The sequence below is a fragment of the Nocardia rosealba genome (assembly GCF_020216065.1).
Lineage (GTDB): Bacteria > Actinomycetota > Actinomycetes > Mycobacteriales > Mycobacteriaceae > Nocardia > Nocardia rosealba.
In genome coordinates this window covers 122,726-140,078 of record NZ_JAIWNA010000004.1, presented here as the reverse complement: position 1 = coordinate 140,078, position 17,353 = coordinate 122,726, and the positions used below count along the sequence as shown (strand labels likewise).

Sequence of the window (17,353 nt, the reverse complement as noted above, 5' to 3'; positions counted from 1 at the left end):
GTCCGCGCGGATATCAGTCGCGAGTGAGCTTGCGGTGCGTAACCCGGTGCGGGCGAGCGGCTTCCGCGCCCATCCGCTCCACCTTGTTCGCCTCGTAGGCCTCGAAGTTGCCCTCGAACCAGAACCACTTGGCTTCGTTGTCGTTGTCGCCTTCCCACGCCAGGATGTGGGTGCAGGTGCGGTCGAGGAACCACCGGTCGTGGGAGATCACGACGGCGCAGCCCGGGAACTGCTCGAGCGCGTTCTCGAGCGAGCTCAGGGTCTCGACGTCGAGGTCGTTGGTCGGCTCGTCGAGCAGGATCAGGTTGCCACCCTGCTTGAGGGTGAGCGCCAGGTTCAGGCGGTTGCGCTCACCACCGGAGAGCACTCCGGCCGGCTTCTGCTGATCCGGGCCCTTGAAACCGAACGCGCTGACGTAGGCACGCGAGGGCATCTCCTGGTTGCCGACCTCGATGAAGTCGAGCCCGTCGGAGACGACCTGCCAGACGTTCTTGTTCGGGTCGATGCCCGCACGGTTCTGGTCGACGTAGCTGAGCTTGACGGTCTCGCCGACCTTCACCTCGCCGCTGTCGGGCTCCTCGAGCCCGACGATGGTCTTGAACAGCGTGGTCTTACCGACACCGTTGGGGCCGATCACCCCGACGATGCCGTTGCGCGGCAACGTGAACGACAGATCCTTGATGAGCTGACGATCGCCGAAGCCCTTGTCCAGGTGCGAGACATTGACCACGATGTCGCCGAGGCGCGGACCCGCGGGGATCTGGATCTCCTCGAAGTCCAGCTTGCGGTGCCGCTCGGCCTCGGCCGCCATCTCTTCGTAGCGACCGAGTCGGGCTTTGTTCTTGGCCTGGCGGGCCTTGGCGCCGGAACGAACCCAGGCCAGCTCCTCCTTGAGGCGCTTCTGCAGCTTCTGGTCCTTCTTGCCCTGCACCTCGAGACGCTGGGCCTTCTTCTCCAGGTAGGTGGAGTAGTTGCCCTCGTAGCCGATGGCCCGACCGCGGTCGAGTTCGAGGATCCACTGCGCGACGTTGTCGAGGAAGTACCGGTCGTGGGTGACGGCGAGCACGGCACCCGGGTAGGAGGCCAGGTGCTGTTCGAGCCACAGCACGCTCTCGGCGTCCAGGTGGTTGGTCGGTTCGTCGAGCAGCAGCAGGTCGGGCTTGCTCAGCAGCAGCTTGCACAGCGCGACGCGGCGACGCTCACCACCGGAGAGGTTGGTGACCGGCTCGTCCGGCGGCGGGCAGCGCAGCGCGTCCATGGCCTGCTCGAGTTGGGAGTCGACATCCCACGCGTCGGCGTGGTCGAGGAACTCCTGCAGTTGGCCCATCTCGTCCATGAGCTCGTCGGAGTACTCCGTGGCCATGAGCTCGGCGATCTCGTTGAAGCGATCCAGCTTCACCTTGACCTCGCCGAGGCCCTCTTCCACGTTGCCGCGGACGGTCTTCTCCTCGTTCAGGTCCGGTTCCTGCATGAGGATGCCGACCGAAGCGCCGGGCGCGAGGAACGCTTCACCGTTGTTCGGCCGGTCCACCCCCGCCATGATCTTCAGCACGCTGGACTTACCCGCACCGTTCGGGCCGACCACGCCGATCTTGGCGCCGGGCAGGAAGTTCAACGAAACGTCGTCGAGAATGACCTTGTCGCCGTGCGCCTTGCGAACTTTGATCATCGAATAAATGAACTCAGCCATATATGGAAGCCTATCGGTGCGGGTAACAGGGGTGCGATGCGGAGCGGGGGCCGGTGCCGCGGACCTGCCCTCAGGCGTCGACCTGCGCGGGAATGCCTTCGATCGGCATCTCGTCCGGCGATCGCGCCGGGAGGGAATCCGCCGCGGACGTAGAGGCTACGGCAGAACGGTCCTCGGGCGCATACTCGCCCTCCGCCCCCGGCGGTGCGGCAGCCGACACTACAGCGCCCTGATCGCCCGGAATATTCCGTACCACGTGCGGGGTGAACCGCGCCGCCTCCGATCGTCGCTGGATGGTGGCACTGCACCGGCCGAGATCGGGTCCCACCGCGACAGCGCGCATTTCCAGATCACGACGTTCGCCGCCGTCCTTGCCCCGGTATTCGTGCGAGCGCAGCTGACCGTAGGCGATCACCGGATCGCCCCGGCGCAGTGATCGGTCGACCCCGGCGACCAATCTGCGCCAGCAGCTGACCGTGAGATAGAGCGTGCCCGCATCCACCCATTCGCCCGCGCTCGGATCGAACCGGCGTGCCGTGCTCGCCATCCGGAACGACACCACCTGCTCCCCGTTGGCCAGATCCCGCCGCACGGGATGGTTGACCACCGTGCCGATCACCGTCGCATTCGCCTCGTACATCGAAACCGCCCCCGCTCAGACATTCGGTGTTGTTGCTCTGACCATTCAAGGATGGCGCAGGCAGGCACCGCCGATCCGGCACCGCCGATATCTGGGGACAACTTCTCGGGTTGTGGATATCCGCCGTGTCAGAGCATGGGCAGTTCGGTGTTCGCCCCGCACAGCACCACGATCGGCCGCACGCCCGGCTCCGGGGTGTAGGCCCCGCTCTGCACCGCTGCCAGCGCGGACGCGCCCTCGAGTTCGACGACGACCCGGAATTCGCGCCACAGGTATTCGCGCGCACGGGTCACCGCGTCGTCGGCCACGCCGAGGGCCCGCATCTGCTGTCGACTGGCGATGTCGTAGGCGATATCGCCGACCCGGGTCGCGCACATCGGCTCGTCGCCCGGGGACGGCGCGGCGACGTCGACCGGCCTGCCCGCCGCGAGCGCGGCCGACAGTGCGGGCGTGTGCTCGGATTCCACCCCGACGATCTGACGTCGCCTGCCGAGCGCGGCCCCGAGCCCGGCGATCAGCCCGCCGCATCCAACGGCTGCCAGCACCGGCGGCCGCCCACGCACCTGTTCCTCCAGCTCGAGACCGATGATGCCCGCGCCCGCCACCACCGCGGGAATGTCGTCGGCGCGCAGGTGCCCGGCGCCGCGTTCGGCCGCCAGGGTCACCGCGTGGCGCTCGGCTTCGGCGAAGGTCGCCCCGTGCCAGAGCACCTCCGCACCGTGCGCCCACATGGCCGCGACCTTCGTGTGCGGTGCGGATTCGGGCACGACGACCGTGCATTCCTTACCGAGCTGCGCCGCTGCCAGCGCGAACGCGATCCCGGCGTTGCCACCCGAGGCGACCACAACGTGCCCGGCAGATTCCTCGGCCAGCAGCGCGTTGAACGCGCCACGCACCTTGAAGGTGCCGCCGTGCTGCAGGAATTCCATCTTCAACGACACCGGAACCGGTCCGTCGGGCCCGTCGACGCTGGTGTGGAACACCGGTGTCTTACGCACCCGCCCCGATAATCGGCGCCGAGCCGTCCGCACATCGGTCCGCAGCACACGCGGCGTCCCGACCGGTCGACTCGTCTGGCTCGCCGGTGTACCGCATTCGGTCACGGACGCACCTCGCGGTCGCGACGCGCCAGCTCGGCGTACATCGCGTTGTAGGCGTTGAGTTCGGCGTCGTTGTCGCGGTCGGCCGCGCGATCGGTGCGCTTGGCGAGCCGCTGATCGCTGCGTGACCACTGGATCAGCAGCGCCAGCATCACCACGACCAGCGGCACCTCACCGCTTGCCCAGGCGAAGCTGCCACCGTTGCGCTGGTCGGCCAGCAGGTCGATATTCCAGCCCAGGTCGAGGGTGCGGTAGAACCAGCCACCGAGGACGGTCGTCATGCTCATCAGAGCGATACCGAAGAAGGCGTGGAACGGCAGGGTGCCGAACACCATGGCCAGCTTGGTCAACGGCGCCACCTCACGCGGTTTGGGATCGATGCCGATCACCACCCAGTAGAACAGATAACCGCTGATGAGGAAGTGCGCGTTCATCATCAGGTGCGCCGCGTGCGAATCGACGGTGGCGTCGAAGATCCCACCGAGGTAGAGCGCGTAGAACCCGGCCACGAAGATCACCGACGCGACCACCGGCTGGGTGAGGAACCGCGAGACCGGGTTGTGCACGGCCGCGAGGATCCATTCGCGCGGGCCGGGAATCCCGCCGCGACCTGCCGGCGTGAGCGCGCGCAGGGCGAGGGTCACCGCACCGCCGAGGGCGAGCAGGATCGGTGCGAGCATCGACAACGCCATGTGCGCGCCCATGTGCACGCTGAACATGGCGGGTGCGTACCGGCCGACGCCCGAGGAGGTGGCGAGCAACAGCACGAGGCAGCCGCTGCACCAGGCGATGGTCCGGCCGAGCGGCCAGGCGTCGCCGCGGGTGCGCAGCCGGTACACACCGAGCAGGTAGAGGGCGGCGAGCACGATGGCGAGGGTGCCGAAGATCAGGTCGAACCGCCAGTCGAACAGCAGCCTGCCGACGGTCGGCGGGCCGTCGACGGTGTAGCCCAGTTCCACTTCCGTCGGCGTGGGGATGGACGTCGGTGGCGGAGGTGGGGTGCGCCCGAGGCCCACGGCGAGGCCGATCGTGGCGGCGAAGATCAGCATCTCCACGCCGGCGAACCGGATCAGCGCCGCCCGATCGCGCGCGTCGGCGGCCAGCGCCGGCAATGCCGACCGTCGCTGCAGGAAGCCGAGGCCCGCGAGCAGCACGAGTGCCGCCGTTTTGGCGAGCACGAGCCTGCCGTACGTGGTGGTGAACAGCTCGGCGGCCGGCACCCGAACCCAGGCGTTGATCACACCGCTGAGCGCGATGACAACGATCGCGACGGTCGCGGCCAGCGAGAAACGCCGGGCGGCGACATCGGTATCGGCGCCGCCGCGCATCGCGTGGGCGAGTACCGCGACCAGCCCACCGACCCACACCGCGGCCGAGATCATGTGCAGGATGAGCGAGTTGGTCGCCACGTCGTGCGAACCGCCCGAGGACGAGTGCCCGGTCAAGGCCAACGGCATCATGGTGCCGATCGCGAGCGCGAGCAGGATCGGCGTCCAGCTCCAGCGCAAGGCCAGTCGGCATCCGATCGCGAGGACGAGGGCGAGCACGGTGGTCGTTCGCCAGGCGCCCGCCACCTCGACCTGGGCGATCACCGGCCACAGCACTTCGGGCCGCCAGATCGAACCCACCGGCTGACCCGTCGTATCCGACACCGTCAGCGGCACGAGCAACGCCGCGCACACCGCCCAGACGATCGCCGCGTCCGAGGCCCGTCGCACCGCCCGGTACCCACCGGCCTCGAGCAACCCGCTGTCTTTCGGCGGCAGCAGGAACGCCGCGAACAGCAGGGAGCCGACCGTCACGGCGGCGGACAGGTCGGCGAGTGCCCGCAACGCGGGCAACCCGTACGTGGTGAGCGCACCGGGATCGGGAATCCCCAGCAGACTCAGCGCCTGCGCCGCCGACAACGCGACCACGATCGCCGCGACCGCCGCGGCCATCGCCCCGGCGATCACCCCGAGCGCACCGAACGCCCGGCCACCCGCCGAGGAACTGCTGCCCGTCGCGGCCGCCCGATCCGTCTCCGCCGGTCCAGCGCCGTCGCCGACGGTTCCTGCGGAGGGGTCTTGCGATAACGACATGTCAACGAGGGTAGTTCGACCTGCTCCCCCACGCGCCCATGGGGCGCCGCTCCCAACCCCGCCCACCACCCGGTCGGTCGCTATACTTTTCGCGCTGGACACCGACGCCGACATCGACAAAGGTGAATGCGTCTGCCTCCGTAGCTCAGTTGGATAGAGCAAGGGCCTTCTAATCCCTAGGTCGCAGGTTCGATTCCTGCCGGGGGCGCAAAATAGCCCCTGACCTGCACATTCGCGGGTCAGGGGCTTTCTTGACCTTCGAGCTCGATGCACCAGTAGGTAGGAACCTGCAAACAGTCCCTGACGTGGGCCGGATCTGGACTACTCAGACAAGGTCTCAAAGCTTCGCGGACGAGCTGCCGTAACCGAACAGGCCCCTGGCTGCGTCGGCCCCATCCAGGGATGCCGGCTCCTTCCCACCAGTCGGTATTTCCAGAGGCTCACAACACCGATCCTGCGGTTGCAGCAATCCTGGCGCCACACTGAAATACCGCGCCGATGGGCGGGTGCACTGACAAATACGACATGCCGTCGTGGCAGGTTCTGGCGAGTCGATCGGAATCAAGACCATGTTGCGCGACCCCTCACGTAACAGAGGCAGAACAAGTGCGACAAACAGAATAGGGCGGGATACCGACGGAGACCACGATGACGATCAATCACCCGACCTACAAGGCATTGTGTGCATCCACACTTGCCGCCATGACAGCAGTTTCCCTCGTGGCAGGCTGTAGCAGCAGCGACAGCAGTTCTGATGCAGATGAACGGTTCGACAAGGCGATCTCCGAGCGAAACCTTCAGGTCGACCCCGACCAGGCACGATTGCAAGCCAAGAATTCGTGCGCTGATTTGACAGCATCGACCGGCGACCCCGCAAATCTCGATCCCTTCGAGCTGGCCCGAATTGTGCAGAAAGTCGAAATCAAGACCAATCTGAGCCAGGATGACGCCGCACATTTGATCGCGTTGGGTATCGAGTCCTATTGTCCCGAATTCAAAGCGTCGTTCGGGGAGTAAAGGCTCAACTGGTGCGTGGTCAGCCGGACATTCGGGTACCCACCGGACGAGCAGGCCCGGCGTGCAAAACCGGACCGCCTCCCGGGCTCGATTCTCGTTCTCGGGGTCGGCGTACCGCCATTCTCACCAGGGCCGTTGTCGGCTTCTCAGTTGTCCTGGTCGGGGCCGAAGAGGTCGGCGACCGGGGTTTGGGCGTCGACGGCGACGCCGAGGTCGGCCAGGGTGACGGCGATCGTGTTGACGATCCAGCGTTGTAGGACGCGTGACAGTTCGTCGGCGGTAAGTGGTTGCATGCCGCGGCTGAGCCAGCGGTTGACCGAGTTGTCGACCATGCCGACGAGACCGAAGGCCAAGGGCTCGGCGACCTCGGTTGTCCCACCGTGGCGGGCGATGCTGATCGCGAAGAGGCGGGCGGTCTGCACCGCGACGGCTGTGCGGGCGTCGGAGACCGACGGGGAGCTGCCGACGACCCGTTTCGAACCGGCGGCCAGGAATCGGTGCAGATGAGGATTAGTGACGATCCAGCCGATATAGGTTTCGACGGCCCTGGTAACTGCGTCGCCGACGGTTCCCTCCGGGTTGAGGACGGGGGTCAGCCGTGTCATCAATTCGGAGATGATGCGGATGCGGACCTGTTCGTCGAGGTCGTCGCGGTCGCCGAAGAGGCGATAGACCACCGAGCGTGGGACGCCTGCGCGTGCGGCGATGTCCTTGACGCCGACCCGCGCGCCGTCCTCGCGGATGGCGACGACGGCGGCGGCCAGGATCTGGTCACGTCGTTCGGCCTTGTGCCCGTCCCACCGCTGCGATCGACCATCGGACGAGGTAGCGGGCGCGGCGGATTCCAGATTCGGCACAGTCGGACCCTACACCGCGAGGTCGGACGTGGATTTGCCCGCGAAAAGGGCATCGACGCAGCGCAGGTGCTGCCCGGCCGTCACGTGATGACAGCCGGACAGCAGACCGATCGGCATGGTTACGCGCTCGGCGCCGCGTCGCGCGGCAGCCCGAGCATGCGCTCGCCGATGACATTGAGCTGCACCTCGGTCGTGCCACCGTAGATGGTGGTGGCGCGACCGGCGATGAGCTGTTCCATCGCGTGATCGCTACGCTCGCCGGGCACCGAGACGACACCGGCGACACCGAGTTCGGCGACGATGAACTCCGAGATCGCCTGTCCCAGACCCATACCGAGCAGCTTGCCGACGCTCGAGGTGGTGGAGACATCGATGCCGGACAGCTGCTTGAGCACCACCCGGGAACCGATCACGTCCACCGCCCGGCTCTCGGCCATCAGCTCGCCCACCCGGTAGCGGGCCACCGGCGACAGATCGCGGCCGATCGCGAACCGCAGCAGGTCGGTGTCGGTGGCGTAGGCCTCCATCTTCTGGCTCAGCGCCACCCGCTCGCCCGCCAGGGTCGTGCGGGCCACGTGCCAGCCGTCGTCGACGGCGCCGACCACGTTCTCGTCCGGGATGAACACGTCGTCGAGGAACACCTCGTTGAACAGCGCCGACCCGGTCATCTCCCGCAGCGGACGCACCGTGATGCCCGGGCTCGACATGTCGAGCACGAAATAGGTGATGCCCTCGTGCTTCGGCTTGTCCGGGCTGGTGCGGGCGATCAGCATCGCCCACTGCGCGAACTGCGCGACCGTGGTCCAGATCTTCTGGCCGGTGACCCGCCAGCCACCGTCGACCTTGACGGCCTTCGTGGTCAGGCTCGCCAGGTCGGATCCGGCGCCCGGTTCGCTGAACAGCTGGCACCACACGAGCTCACCGCGCAGCGTCGGCACGACAAGTTCACGCTTCTGCCGCTCGTCACCGTGCGGGACGATGGCGCCGACCGCCCAGGTGCCCATCAGCAACTGCGGCATCGCGATACCGGAGGCCTTGATCTCCTGCGAGATCACCACCTGCTCGAGCGGCGAGGCCGAACGGCCGTACGGGCGGGGCAGGTGTGGCAGGTTCCAGCCGCCGTCGCCGAGCGCGACGAGCTGGTCGTCCTCGTCGTCGATGGCCGCGATCTCGGCCAGTTCGGCCCGGATGCCCGCCCGGATCTGCTCTGCTTCCTCGGGCAGTTCCAGTTCGTTCGAGAGGGTGACCCCCGACAAGGCGTACCCCGCGACCGCCTCGGCCCGTTCGTCGCGCCCACCCAGCTGACCGCGCAACGCGAGCGCGCGCCGGTAGTACAGGTGCGCGTCGTGTTCCCAGGTGAAGCCGATGCCGCCGTGCACCTGGATGCAGTCCTGGGCCACCTCGACGGCGGCGTCGGGAATGATCAGCGCGGCGATCGCGGCCGCGTAGTCGGCGGTGTCGTCGTCGCGATCGAGAGCGTAGGCGGCATCCCACAGCACGGCGCGCGCCTTCTCCAGGGCGATACCCATGTGCGCGCACTTGTGCTTCACACCCTGGAACTGCCCGATCGGGCGACCGAACTGCACGCGGGTCTTGGCGTACTCCGCCGCGGTCGAGACACACCACGACATCACGCCGACGGCCTCGGCGCCGAGCACGACCGCCGCCACCGAGCGCACCCGGGTCGAGGTCACCGTGAGCACCCGCTCGGCGGGCACCTCGACGGCTTCCGCCTGCAGCCGCCCGGCGCAACGCAGCACGTCGACGTTGTCCTGGGTGCTCACGCTCAGCTCGACATTGTCGAACGCGACCCACTGCCGGTCACCGTCGACGGTGACCGGCGCGATGAGCACATCCGCCGACAACGCCCCGACGACACCGTCGGCCGTCCCGTCGACGATCAGCACGCCGTCGCGCAGCACACCGGTCAACGACGACGACAGCGCGACCGCACCGGTCCGCGAGCCGTCGGCGAGACCGGGCAGCTGGGCACGCGCCCACGCTCCCCCGTCCTGTGCGAGCACCGCACTCGCCAGTGCCGTCGGCACGAACGGTCCGGTGTGCAGGCCGCGGCCGAGCGGCTCGAGGGCGACGGCCAGCGTCAGCAGGCCCGCGCCCTGTCCACCGAGGTCCTCGGCGATGTGCAGGCTGAGCAGATCCTGCGCGACGAGGGAGTCCCAGTAGGGCAGCTTCCCGGCGTCGGTGGATTCTACTGCCGCACGGACGGTTTCGCTGGTGATGGTGCGCTCGACGAATCCGCTCACCGCGTCGGCGAGGGCCAGGTGGTCCTCGCTCACGCCGACGCCGAGCTCATAGCTGTTGCGCGCCATGGCTAGCTGGTCTCCTTCAGCTGCGCGGCGACACCGTCGATGGTCCACGGGCCGTCGGTCTCGACGGTTCGCACGTCGTGCCAGCCGCCGAGTTCGATGATGGCGCCGCCCTGCACCGCGAACACCTTGCCGGTGAGCGGGCAGTCGGCCTCGGCCAGGTGCGCGACCAGCGGGGAGATGTTGGCCGGAGAGAACGGGTCGAACTCGCCCTCGGGCACCTCGGCGGCGAACAGCGCGCCCATGCCGGGGGTGGCCAGGGTGAGCCGGGTGCGGGCGATCGGGGCGATCGCGTTCACCCGCACGCCGTAGCGCTCGAGCTCGTCGGCGGCGACCAGCGTCAGCGCGGCGATGCCCGCCTTGGCGGCGCCGTAGTTGCCCTGGCCCGCGTTCGGCATGAAGGTGCCCGACGCCGAGGCGGTGTTGATCACCGACGCGGAGACCGGGTTACCGGCCTTGGTCTGCGCCTTCCAGTACGCGGCGGCGTGGTGCAGGGTGGCGGCGTGGCCCTTGAGGTGCACGGCGATGACCGCATCCCACTGGGATTCCTCCATGCTCGCGATGAACGCGTCGCGCAGGATGCCCGCGTTGTTGACCAGTACGTCGAGCGAGCCGTACTCGCTGACCGCCTGGTCGACAAGGGCTTTCGCGCCCTCCCAGGTGGCGATGTTGTCGGTGTTGGCCACGGCCTGCCCGCCCGCGGCGACGATCTCGTCGACCACCTGCTGGGCGGGCCCGGCATCGGTGCCGGTGCCGTCGTTGGCGCCGCCGAGATCGTTGACCACGACCTTGGCACCCTCGCGGGCGAACAGCAGCGCGTGTTCGCGACCGATACCGCGACCGGCACCGGTGATCACCGCGACGCGACCATCAAGCTTTCCCATAAGTCTTGTCTCCTAATTGAATTCGACGCGGCCGTCGGTGATGGCGATCTGCCCCGCGGCTTCGGTCTCGAAGGCGTAGGCACGCACACCGGAGTCGGCGGACCCGGTCGGCCAGAAGGTGGTGGTGATCTCCTGGCCCGGCAGGACGGGCTTGGCGAAGCGCACGGCGAGTCGGCGCAGGCGCGCGGTCTCGCTGTCGGCGAGCTCGGTCAGCGCCGCCCAGGAGGTGAAGGCCATGGTGCACAGGCCGTGGTTGATGATGCCGGGCAGCCCCGCCATCTGCGCGATCTCGTCGTCGAGGTGGATCGGCATCGGATCGCCGGAGGCCGGCGAGTACCGGAAGGTCTGATCCTTGTCGATCTGCGCGGTGACCTGTGCGGCAGGCTCGCCCGCGCGGTCGGCGTCGGTGATGCGGTGCTCCGGTGCGGCCTCGCCTTCGCCGGGGCCCGCGTCGACCTTGCGGAAGAACGCGGTCATCCACTGCTCGTTGACGAGTTCGCCTGCCGCGTCACGGGTTTCGGCGTAGACGACGACGGTGGACCCGTTGGGCTTGCCGACGTACCCGATCGGCTTGGCCCGCACGACCAGTTCGTCGCCGGGCCGGATCGGGCGGTGGAACAGAAAGTCCTGCTCACCGTGCACCAGCTTCATCAGCAATTCCACCGGCGCCACCGACAGCGCGGCGGGCGCCATCGACGTGAACACCGGAACCACCGCGAACACCGGCGGCGCGACTTCGCCGTTGCGGTGGGCCGCGATCGGATCATTGGTCGCGGCAGCGTATTCGGCGATCCGCTCGGCGGTGACCGAGAAACGCTCCTCGTCGGTCCATTCCCCCAGGCCGGAGCCGTCGAAGACGACTCCGGCCGTGGTCGCGTCGGCGCTGCTCACGCCGCGGACCCGACGAGCTCGGTGAACTTGGCCATCGACTCCTTCAGATCCGCCTCGGCGTTCTTGGCGACGGCCTTGCCGATCGGGCCGACGATCATGGTGCCCTTGAACGAGGCGTCGAAGGCGGCGGAGGAACCGGTGGCGGTCGGCTCGACCTTCAGCGCGAATTCCACGGTGACACCCGCCATGCCGGTACCGGTGATCTTGAGGTACTTGTTCGGGTCGACCTCGGCCACCGTCCACTCGATCTTGTTGGCCATGTTCATCACCGACACGACCTCGATGAAGCGCGCGCCTGCGGTCAGCTCGGCGGGCAGGTCCGAACGCCAGCCCTGGTGGATGGTCAGCCACTCCTCCCAGTTCGCCAGGTCGCTCAGCCGCGCCCAGGCCTGCTCGGGGGTGACGGGAAGGTCGGTGGAAACGGTCACAGATGCCATGGGGGTTACTCCTCGTTGAGATTGGTGGCGGAAATCAGCGGTTGGCCGGGCGGTAGGCGGTGACTACGACCGCGCCACCGAGACCGATGTTGTGTTGCAGGGCGATACGCGCTCCGTCGACCTGACGGGCGTCGGCGGTGCCGCGCAGCTGCCAGGTGAGTTCGCTGCACTGGGCGAGACCGGTCGCGCCGAGCGGGTGACCCTTCGAGATGAGGCCACCGGAGGGGTTGACGACCCACTTGCCGCCGTAGGTGGTGGCGTTGTCGTCGACGAGACGTCCGCCTTCGCCCGCTGCGCAGAGGCCGAGCGCTTCGTAGGTGAGCAGTTCGTTGGTGGAGAAGCAGTCGTGCAGCTCGATCACGTCGACGTCCTCGGGCCCGATCCCGGCCTGGGCGTAGACCGCTTCGGCGGCGGTGCGCGACATGTCGGCGCCGACCAGGTTGATCGCGCTCTTGGTGGAGAAGGTGGTCTCGAGGTCGGTGACCATCGACTGCCCGACCATCTCGATCGCCTGGTCGGCGAGGTTGTGCTTGTCGACGAAGGCCTCGCTCGCCAGGATCACCGCGCCCGAGCCGTCGGAGGTCGGTGAGCACTGCAGCTTGGTGAGCGGGCCGTAGATCTGCTTGGCGGCCAGCACTTCTTCCAGGCTGTATTCCTTCTGGAACTGCGCGTAGGGGTTGTTCACCGAGTGCTTGTGGTTCTTCACGCCGATCTTGGCGAACTGCTCGGCGGTGGTGCCGTAGCGCTCCATGTGCTCTTTGCCCGCGGCGCCGAACATGTACGGCGCGGGCGGCATGGCGAACTCCTGCAGTTCGGCCAGCGCCAGCAGGTGCCGCATCATCGGCTGCTCGCGGTCGTCGTAGGTGGAGCCGAGCGAGCCCTTCTGCATCTTCTCGAAGCCGAGCGCCAGGGTGCAGTCGGCCAGGCCGCCGCGGATCGCCTGGGCGGCGAGGTAGAGCGCGGTCGAGCCGGTGGAACAGTTGTTGTTGACGTTGACCACCGGGATGCCGGTCATGCCCAGCTCGTAGACAGCGCGCTGTCCGGCGGTCGACTCGCCGTAGACGTAACCGACATAGGCCTGCTGGACCTGGTTGTAGTCGATTCCGGCATCGGCGAGCGCCTTGGTGCCCGCCTCGCGGGCCATGTCCGGGTAATCCCACTCCAGCGCGCCCGGCTTCTCGAACTTCGTCATGCCGACGCCGACGACGAACACCTTCTGTGTCATGTACGCACTCCTGTGTGTCGCGTATCCCAAGTACGTGGGACTACGTGTACCAGGAAGGTATATTGGACATCGTGTCCCAGTCAATACCTGGAAGTCCGGGAATTCGCCGGTCACGCGGATGTGCGCACCACGGAAAGTTGCGGCTCATCGCGTAAGTGAGACACGATGTCCAGGTCAGCGCAGGCATAGTGATGGAGGGAAGACGATGGTCGGATGGGGCACCGCGGTGCGCAACATCGGCGCCTTGTTCCGGGAGGGGATAGAGCCCTACACCCCGACACCGTCGGTCGACGTGTACAACCACCCCCACCGGCGGCTGCGGTGCTATCGCCGCACCACACCAGCCGTCGGCAAGCCGATCCTGCTTGTCCCGCCGCTGGCGGTCACGATCTCGTGCTACGACCTGCGGCCCGACCAGAGCCTGGTCGAGTTCCTCCTCGGCCTCGGCCGTGCGGTGTACGTCATCGACTACGGCGAGATCACCTACGCCGACCGTGATCTCGGCTTCGAGGAGTGGGTCGACGACATCGTGCCCGACGCGATCCGCCGGGTCAGCGCCGAGCACGGCTACGCCCCGGTCGAGGTGATCGGCTGGTCGTTCGGCGGCACCATCAGCCTGTTGACCACCGCGGCCGACCCCGAACTCCCGGTCGCGTCGGTGACCGCGGTCGGTACCCCGTTCGACCAACGACGCAACGGGCCGATGTCGCTGGCCAGGTCGCTCGGCCGCCTCGCACCGACCAAGATCGTCACCACGCCGGTGCGCCTACTCGGCGGCATCCCGAAACAGGCCGTTCGGATCGGTTTCCGCGCCCAATCGCTCGACCGCGAGCTGACCAAACCGCTCTACATCGCGCGCCATGCCAACGACCCCGAATCCCTGGCCAGAATGCAGGCCGTCGACCGATTCATGGACACGATGCCGGGCTACCCGGCGCGCTTCTACTCGCAGGTGTACCGCCAGCTCATCATCCGCAACGAAATGTGGACCGGCACGGTGCATCTCAACGCCCAACACGCCGTCGACCTGACCGCGATCACCGTCCCGGTACTGCTGATCGGCGGAAACCGCGACACCCTCGCCTCCGCCGCGTCGGTAGCCGCCGGAATCGATGTCCTCACCGGAGCCCCCGTCACCTTCGTCGAAGTCGACGGCAGCCACCTCGGCATCATCGCCGGCCCCGACGCCCGCACGACCAGCTGGGCCGCGATCGCCGACTTCCTCGCCGAGACCACCGTCGACACGGACGAACTCTTGGCACGGAGTGCCACCGCACACTGACGGTCCGGCCACGAGTGCCCGCGATGAGACGGACCGATGCCGTGTCAAGTGTGGGCGACAGGTAATCTTGCCCCCCATGTGGATCATTCTCGCCATCTCTGTGGTCAGCTCGGTCGCCATCGCGATCCTGTTCGCGACGGGGTTCCCCAAGGACTGACAACGATCGGCGAACAACGCCGTTTTCGTCCTGATTCAAGGTTCTGCCGCCTAGAGTTGACTGATTGTGCGGGGCAATGCGGAGGGGGACGCGGGGATTGTTCTCGCGGTGCGCCGACGCAGGTGCCGACGGCGTACACCAGGTACCGCCGGGGTGTATTGGACCCTGGTGCGGGCGGGTTTCAAGAGACAGGCACAGTACAAGCTGGCGATGTTCGCCGGGCTGTTCACCAACTGCATCTTCGGATTCGTCCGTGCCGCGGTGATGGTCGCGGCCGTGCGATCGGCCGGGGACTTCGGCGGGTACGACGAGGCGACCATCGCCGCGTACGTGTGGTTGTCGCAGGCCCTGCTCGGGGCGACGCAGTTCATGGGCCCGCCGATCGATCTGGTCGAGCGGATCAAGACCGGTGACGTCGCCATCGATTTCCTGCGCCCGGTCGACGTGCAACTCGGCTACCTCGCCACCGATATGGGCCGGGCGGCGTGCACGTTCCTCCCCCGCGCGGTGCCGAGCATCCTGATCGGTGCGACGATCTTCGGTCTGTCGATGCCGGACTCACCGCAGGCCTACCTGCTCGGCCTGCTGAGTGTGCTGCTCGCGGTCGCGCTGTCGTTCCTGTGCTTGTTCGCGGTCGCGCTGTGCGGCTTCTGGGTGGTGGAGATCCGGGGCATCCGCATGCTGTACCAGATCGTCGGCACGTTCCTTGCGGGGCTTTTCGTACCGGTCCACATGTTTCCCGAGTGGTTGCGTCTGATCGCCCACGCTACCCCGTTTCCCTCCATCCTCCAGTCCCCGATCGATACGCTGTCAGGGCGGGTCGTCGGAATGGAAGCCTTGTCGGTCGTTGCGGGACAAGGTTTCTGGGTACTGGTGATCGGACTGCTCGGCAGGGTGTTGTTGCGAGCGGGACAACGCAGGTTGGAGGTACAGGGTGGCTGAACCGGAGACCGCACGCATTGTGTCCGGGACCTGGTTCACCCCCTACCTCGCAGTATTGCGTTCGCGTGTCAAAGCACAGCGGGTCTACCGGGTTTCGTTCGCCACCGAGGTGTTCAGCGCGTTCCTGATCGGGCTGGTGGAATTCGCCGAGGTGTGGGTGATCTTCCACAACGTCGGCACCCTCGGCGGCCTCGACGTCGACGCGGCACTGTTGCTGTTCGGCCTGTCCAACACCGCTTTCGCACTCGCCCAGGTCCTGGTCGGCCACCTCGACTCGCTCCCGGCGATGATCCGCATGGGCACCCTCGACGCGTATCACCTTCGCCCGCAACCACTCCTGCTCCAGCTGATCACCAGCGACATCTCGCTGCGCCGCATCGCCAGGGCAGCCGTCGCGGTGATCGTGCTCGGCATCGGGCTGTGGCGCAACGAAATCGACTGGGGCATCGTCCCGGTTACCTTGATCGTGATCACCCTGCTGAGTGGAATCGCGCTGTTCTGTGGCCTTTTCGTATGCGCGGCGGGGCTACAGTTCTTCTTGATAGACGGTGCCGAGCTCACCAACAGCTTCACCTACGGCGGCTCGTTCGCCGCGATGCAGCCGGCCTCGGTGTTCCCGACACCGCTGAAACTGTTGTTCGGGTTCGCGATTCCGGTCGCGTTCACGGCGTACGTGCCGACCATCGCGCTGCTCGGTCTGCAGGGTCCGCCGCTGCTGCCCGCGTGGTCGGCATGGCTCACCCCACTGGCCGCCGCCTGGGTGTGGTTGCTCGCGGCGGCGGCGTGGCGGGTCGGGACGAGGCACTATCAGGGAGGAGGCGGATAACGATGGACGACAACGCCACATCGGATCCGATCATCGACATCGACGACCTCACCCGGCAGTTCAGCGTGTATCGCAAGAACGGCAGCCGCTGGCGCAGACATCGCGACATCATCACCGCCGTCGACCGGATGAGTTTCCGGGTCGAACGCGGCTCGGCCGTTGGCTATATCGGCGCCAACGGCGCGGGCAAGTCGACCACGATCAAAATGCTCACCGGCATCCTCGTCCCCACCAAGGGGACGGTTCGCACGTGCGGTCTCGAACCCGTGCGCCAGCGGCGGGAACTGGCCTCGCGCATCGGTGTGGTGTTCGGGCAGCGGTCGCAGCTGTGGTGGGATCTGCCGCTGCACGAATCGTTTTCGATCCTCGCCGCGATCCACCGGCTCGATCCGGAGGTCGCGGGCAAGCGGACACACGAGCTCGTCGAGCAACTGGAGATGGCCGACACCCTCGACACGCCGGTGCGTCAGCTCTCGCTCGGTCAGCGGATGCGCGCCGAGGTGGCCGCCGCCCTGCTGCATTCGCCGGAGCTGGTGATTCTCGACGAGCCGACGATCGGTCTCGATGTGTTGTCCAAGCAGCGATTACGCGAGTTCCTGCGTGCCGAACGCATGGAGCGCGGCACCACTTTGCTCCTCACCACCCACGACATGGGCGATATCGAACGACTCTGCGAGCGGGTGCTCGTAGTCGATCACGGCACCCTCGTCTACGACGGTTCGCTCACCGGCCTCGGCGCCACCGTCGGCGCGCGCCGGGTGCTCGTCGTCGACCTGGCCGAGCCGACACCGGATCTCGACGATCTGCCGTGCGGTGCGCAATTGCTGTCGAGCGCGGCGGGCGGTATGCGTCAGCGCCTGGCCTTCGACGCCGAACACACCACCGCCGCGGCGTTGCTCGCGGCGGTCTCGGATCGGGCCAAGGTGCGCGATCTGTCCATCGAGGAACCGGGCATCGAGGACGTGGTGCGCCGAATCTACGAGTCTGCGCGCTGAAT

At 67.4% G+C, this 17,353-nt stretch carries 15 protein-coding genes and 1 tRNA gene; 6 read left to right on the top strand and 10 right to left on the bottom strand.

Annotation, left to right across the window (positions count from 1 at the left end; genetic code table 11):
- Nucleotides 1-13: 13 nt before the first annotated feature.
- The 4 genes from ettA to LDL21_RS17445 form a co-directional block, all read right to left on the bottom strand.
- On the bottom strand, nucleotides 14-1,690 hold the full coding sequence (gene ettA / locus LDL21_RS17460) for an energy-dependent translational throttle protein EttA (RefSeq protein ID WP_181697892.1): 1,677 nt from the start codon (nucleotides 1,688-1,690) through the stop codon (nucleotides 14-16).
- A gap of 70 nt (nucleotides 1,691-1,760) precedes the next feature.
- Complete coding sequence (locus tag LDL21_RS17455) at nucleotides 1,761-2,330, bottom strand: single-stranded DNA-binding protein (RefSeq protein ID WP_225280976.1); 570 nt, start codon at nucleotides 2,328-2,330, stop codon at nucleotides 1,761-1,763.
- A gap of 128 nt (nucleotides 2,331-2,458) precedes the next feature.
- Entirely contained in the window at nucleotides 2,459-3,361 is a 903-nt protein-coding gene (locus LDL21_RS17450; RefSeq protein WP_225281185.1) for a serine/threonine dehydratase, read from the bottom strand.
- Between the two features lie 68 nt (nucleotides 3,362-3,429).
- Nucleotides 3,430-5,511, bottom strand: a complete 2,082-nt coding sequence (locus LDL21_RS17445; RefSeq protein ID WP_225280975.1) for a bifunctional copper resistance protein CopD/cytochrome c oxidase assembly protein — start codon at nucleotides 5,509-5,511, stop codon at nucleotides 3,430-3,432.
- 134 nt (nucleotides 5,512-5,645) lie between these two features.
- Here LDL21_RS17445 and LDL21_RS17440 point away from each other — a divergent pair.
- Nucleotides 5,646-5,719 (top strand) — tRNA-Arg (locus LDL21_RS17440).
- A gap of 440 nt (nucleotides 5,720-6,159) precedes the next feature.
- Entirely contained in the window at nucleotides 6,160-6,528 is a 369-nt protein-coding gene (locus LDL21_RS17435; RefSeq protein WP_225280974.1) for a DUF732 domain-containing protein, read from the top strand.
- A gap of 146 nt (nucleotides 6,529-6,674) precedes the next feature.
- Here LDL21_RS17435 and LDL21_RS17430 read toward each other — a convergent pair whose 3' ends face one another.
- From LDL21_RS17430 to LDL21_RS17405, 6 genes are all read right to left on the bottom strand, one after another.
- Entirely contained in the window at nucleotides 6,675-7,385 is a 711-nt protein-coding gene (locus tag LDL21_RS17430; protein ID WP_225280973.1) for a TetR/AcrR family transcriptional regulator, read from the bottom strand.
- 119 nt (nucleotides 7,386-7,504) lie between these two features.
- Nucleotides 7,505-9,715, bottom strand: a complete 2,211-nt coding sequence (locus LDL21_RS17425; RefSeq protein ID WP_225280972.1) for an acyl-CoA dehydrogenase family protein — start codon at nucleotides 9,713-9,715, stop codon at nucleotides 7,505-7,507.
- A gap of 2 nt (nucleotides 9,716-9,717) precedes the next feature.
- Nucleotides 9,718-10,596 (bottom strand): SDR family oxidoreductase, encoded by an 879-nt coding sequence (locus LDL21_RS17420; protein ID WP_225280971.1) that lies wholly within the window; start codon nucleotides 10,594-10,596, stop codon nucleotides 9,718-9,720.
- 12 nt (nucleotides 10,597-10,608) lie between these two features.
- A complete protein-coding gene (locus LDL21_RS17415) occupies nucleotides 10,609-11,487 on the bottom strand; it encodes a MaoC/PaaZ C-terminal domain-containing protein (RefSeq protein WP_067486119.1) in 879 nt (292 codons plus the stop codon).
- Nucleotides 11,484-11,924 (bottom strand): type II toxin-antitoxin system Rv0910 family toxin, encoded by a 441-nt coding sequence (locus LDL21_RS17410; RefSeq protein ID WP_181697885.1) that lies wholly within the window; start codon nucleotides 11,922-11,924, stop codon nucleotides 11,484-11,486. Before LDL21_RS17410 ends, LDL21_RS17415 begins: the two co-directional genes overlap by 4 nt.
- A gap of 34 nt (nucleotides 11,925-11,958) precedes the next feature.
- Entirely contained in the window at nucleotides 11,959-13,149 is a 1,191-nt protein-coding gene (locus tag LDL21_RS17405) for a lipid-transfer protein (RefSeq protein ID WP_225280970.1), read from the bottom strand.
- A gap of 205 nt (nucleotides 13,150-13,354) precedes the next feature.
- On the opposite strand from LDL21_RS17405, the gene LDL21_RS17400 reads away from it, so the two are divergent.
- From LDL21_RS17400 to LDL21_RS17385, 4 genes are all read left to right on the top strand, one after another.
- Entirely contained in the window at nucleotides 13,355-14,431 is a 1,077-nt protein-coding gene (locus tag LDL21_RS17400) for an alpha/beta fold hydrolase (protein WP_225280969.1), read from the top strand.
- Between the two features lie 310 nt (nucleotides 14,432-14,741).
- Nucleotides 14,742-15,530 (top strand): ABC transporter permease, encoded by a 789-nt coding sequence (locus LDL21_RS17395; RefSeq protein WP_225280968.1) that lies wholly within the window; start codon nucleotides 14,742-14,744, stop codon nucleotides 15,528-15,530.
- The gene (locus LDL21_RS17390; RefSeq protein ID WP_225280967.1) at nucleotides 15,523-16,356 is read left to right on the top strand and encodes an ABC transporter permease; all 834 of its coding nucleotides are present in this window, start codon (nucleotides 15,523-15,525) and stop codon (nucleotides 16,354-16,356) included. Before LDL21_RS17395 ends, LDL21_RS17390 begins: the two co-directional genes overlap by 8 nt.
- 2 nt (nucleotides 16,357-16,358) lie before the next feature.
- Entirely contained in the window at nucleotides 16,359-17,351 is a 993-nt protein-coding gene (locus LDL21_RS17385) for an ABC transporter ATP-binding protein (RefSeq protein WP_067486110.1), read from the top strand.
- The last annotated feature ends 2 nt before the right edge of the window (nucleotides 17,352-17,353 follow it).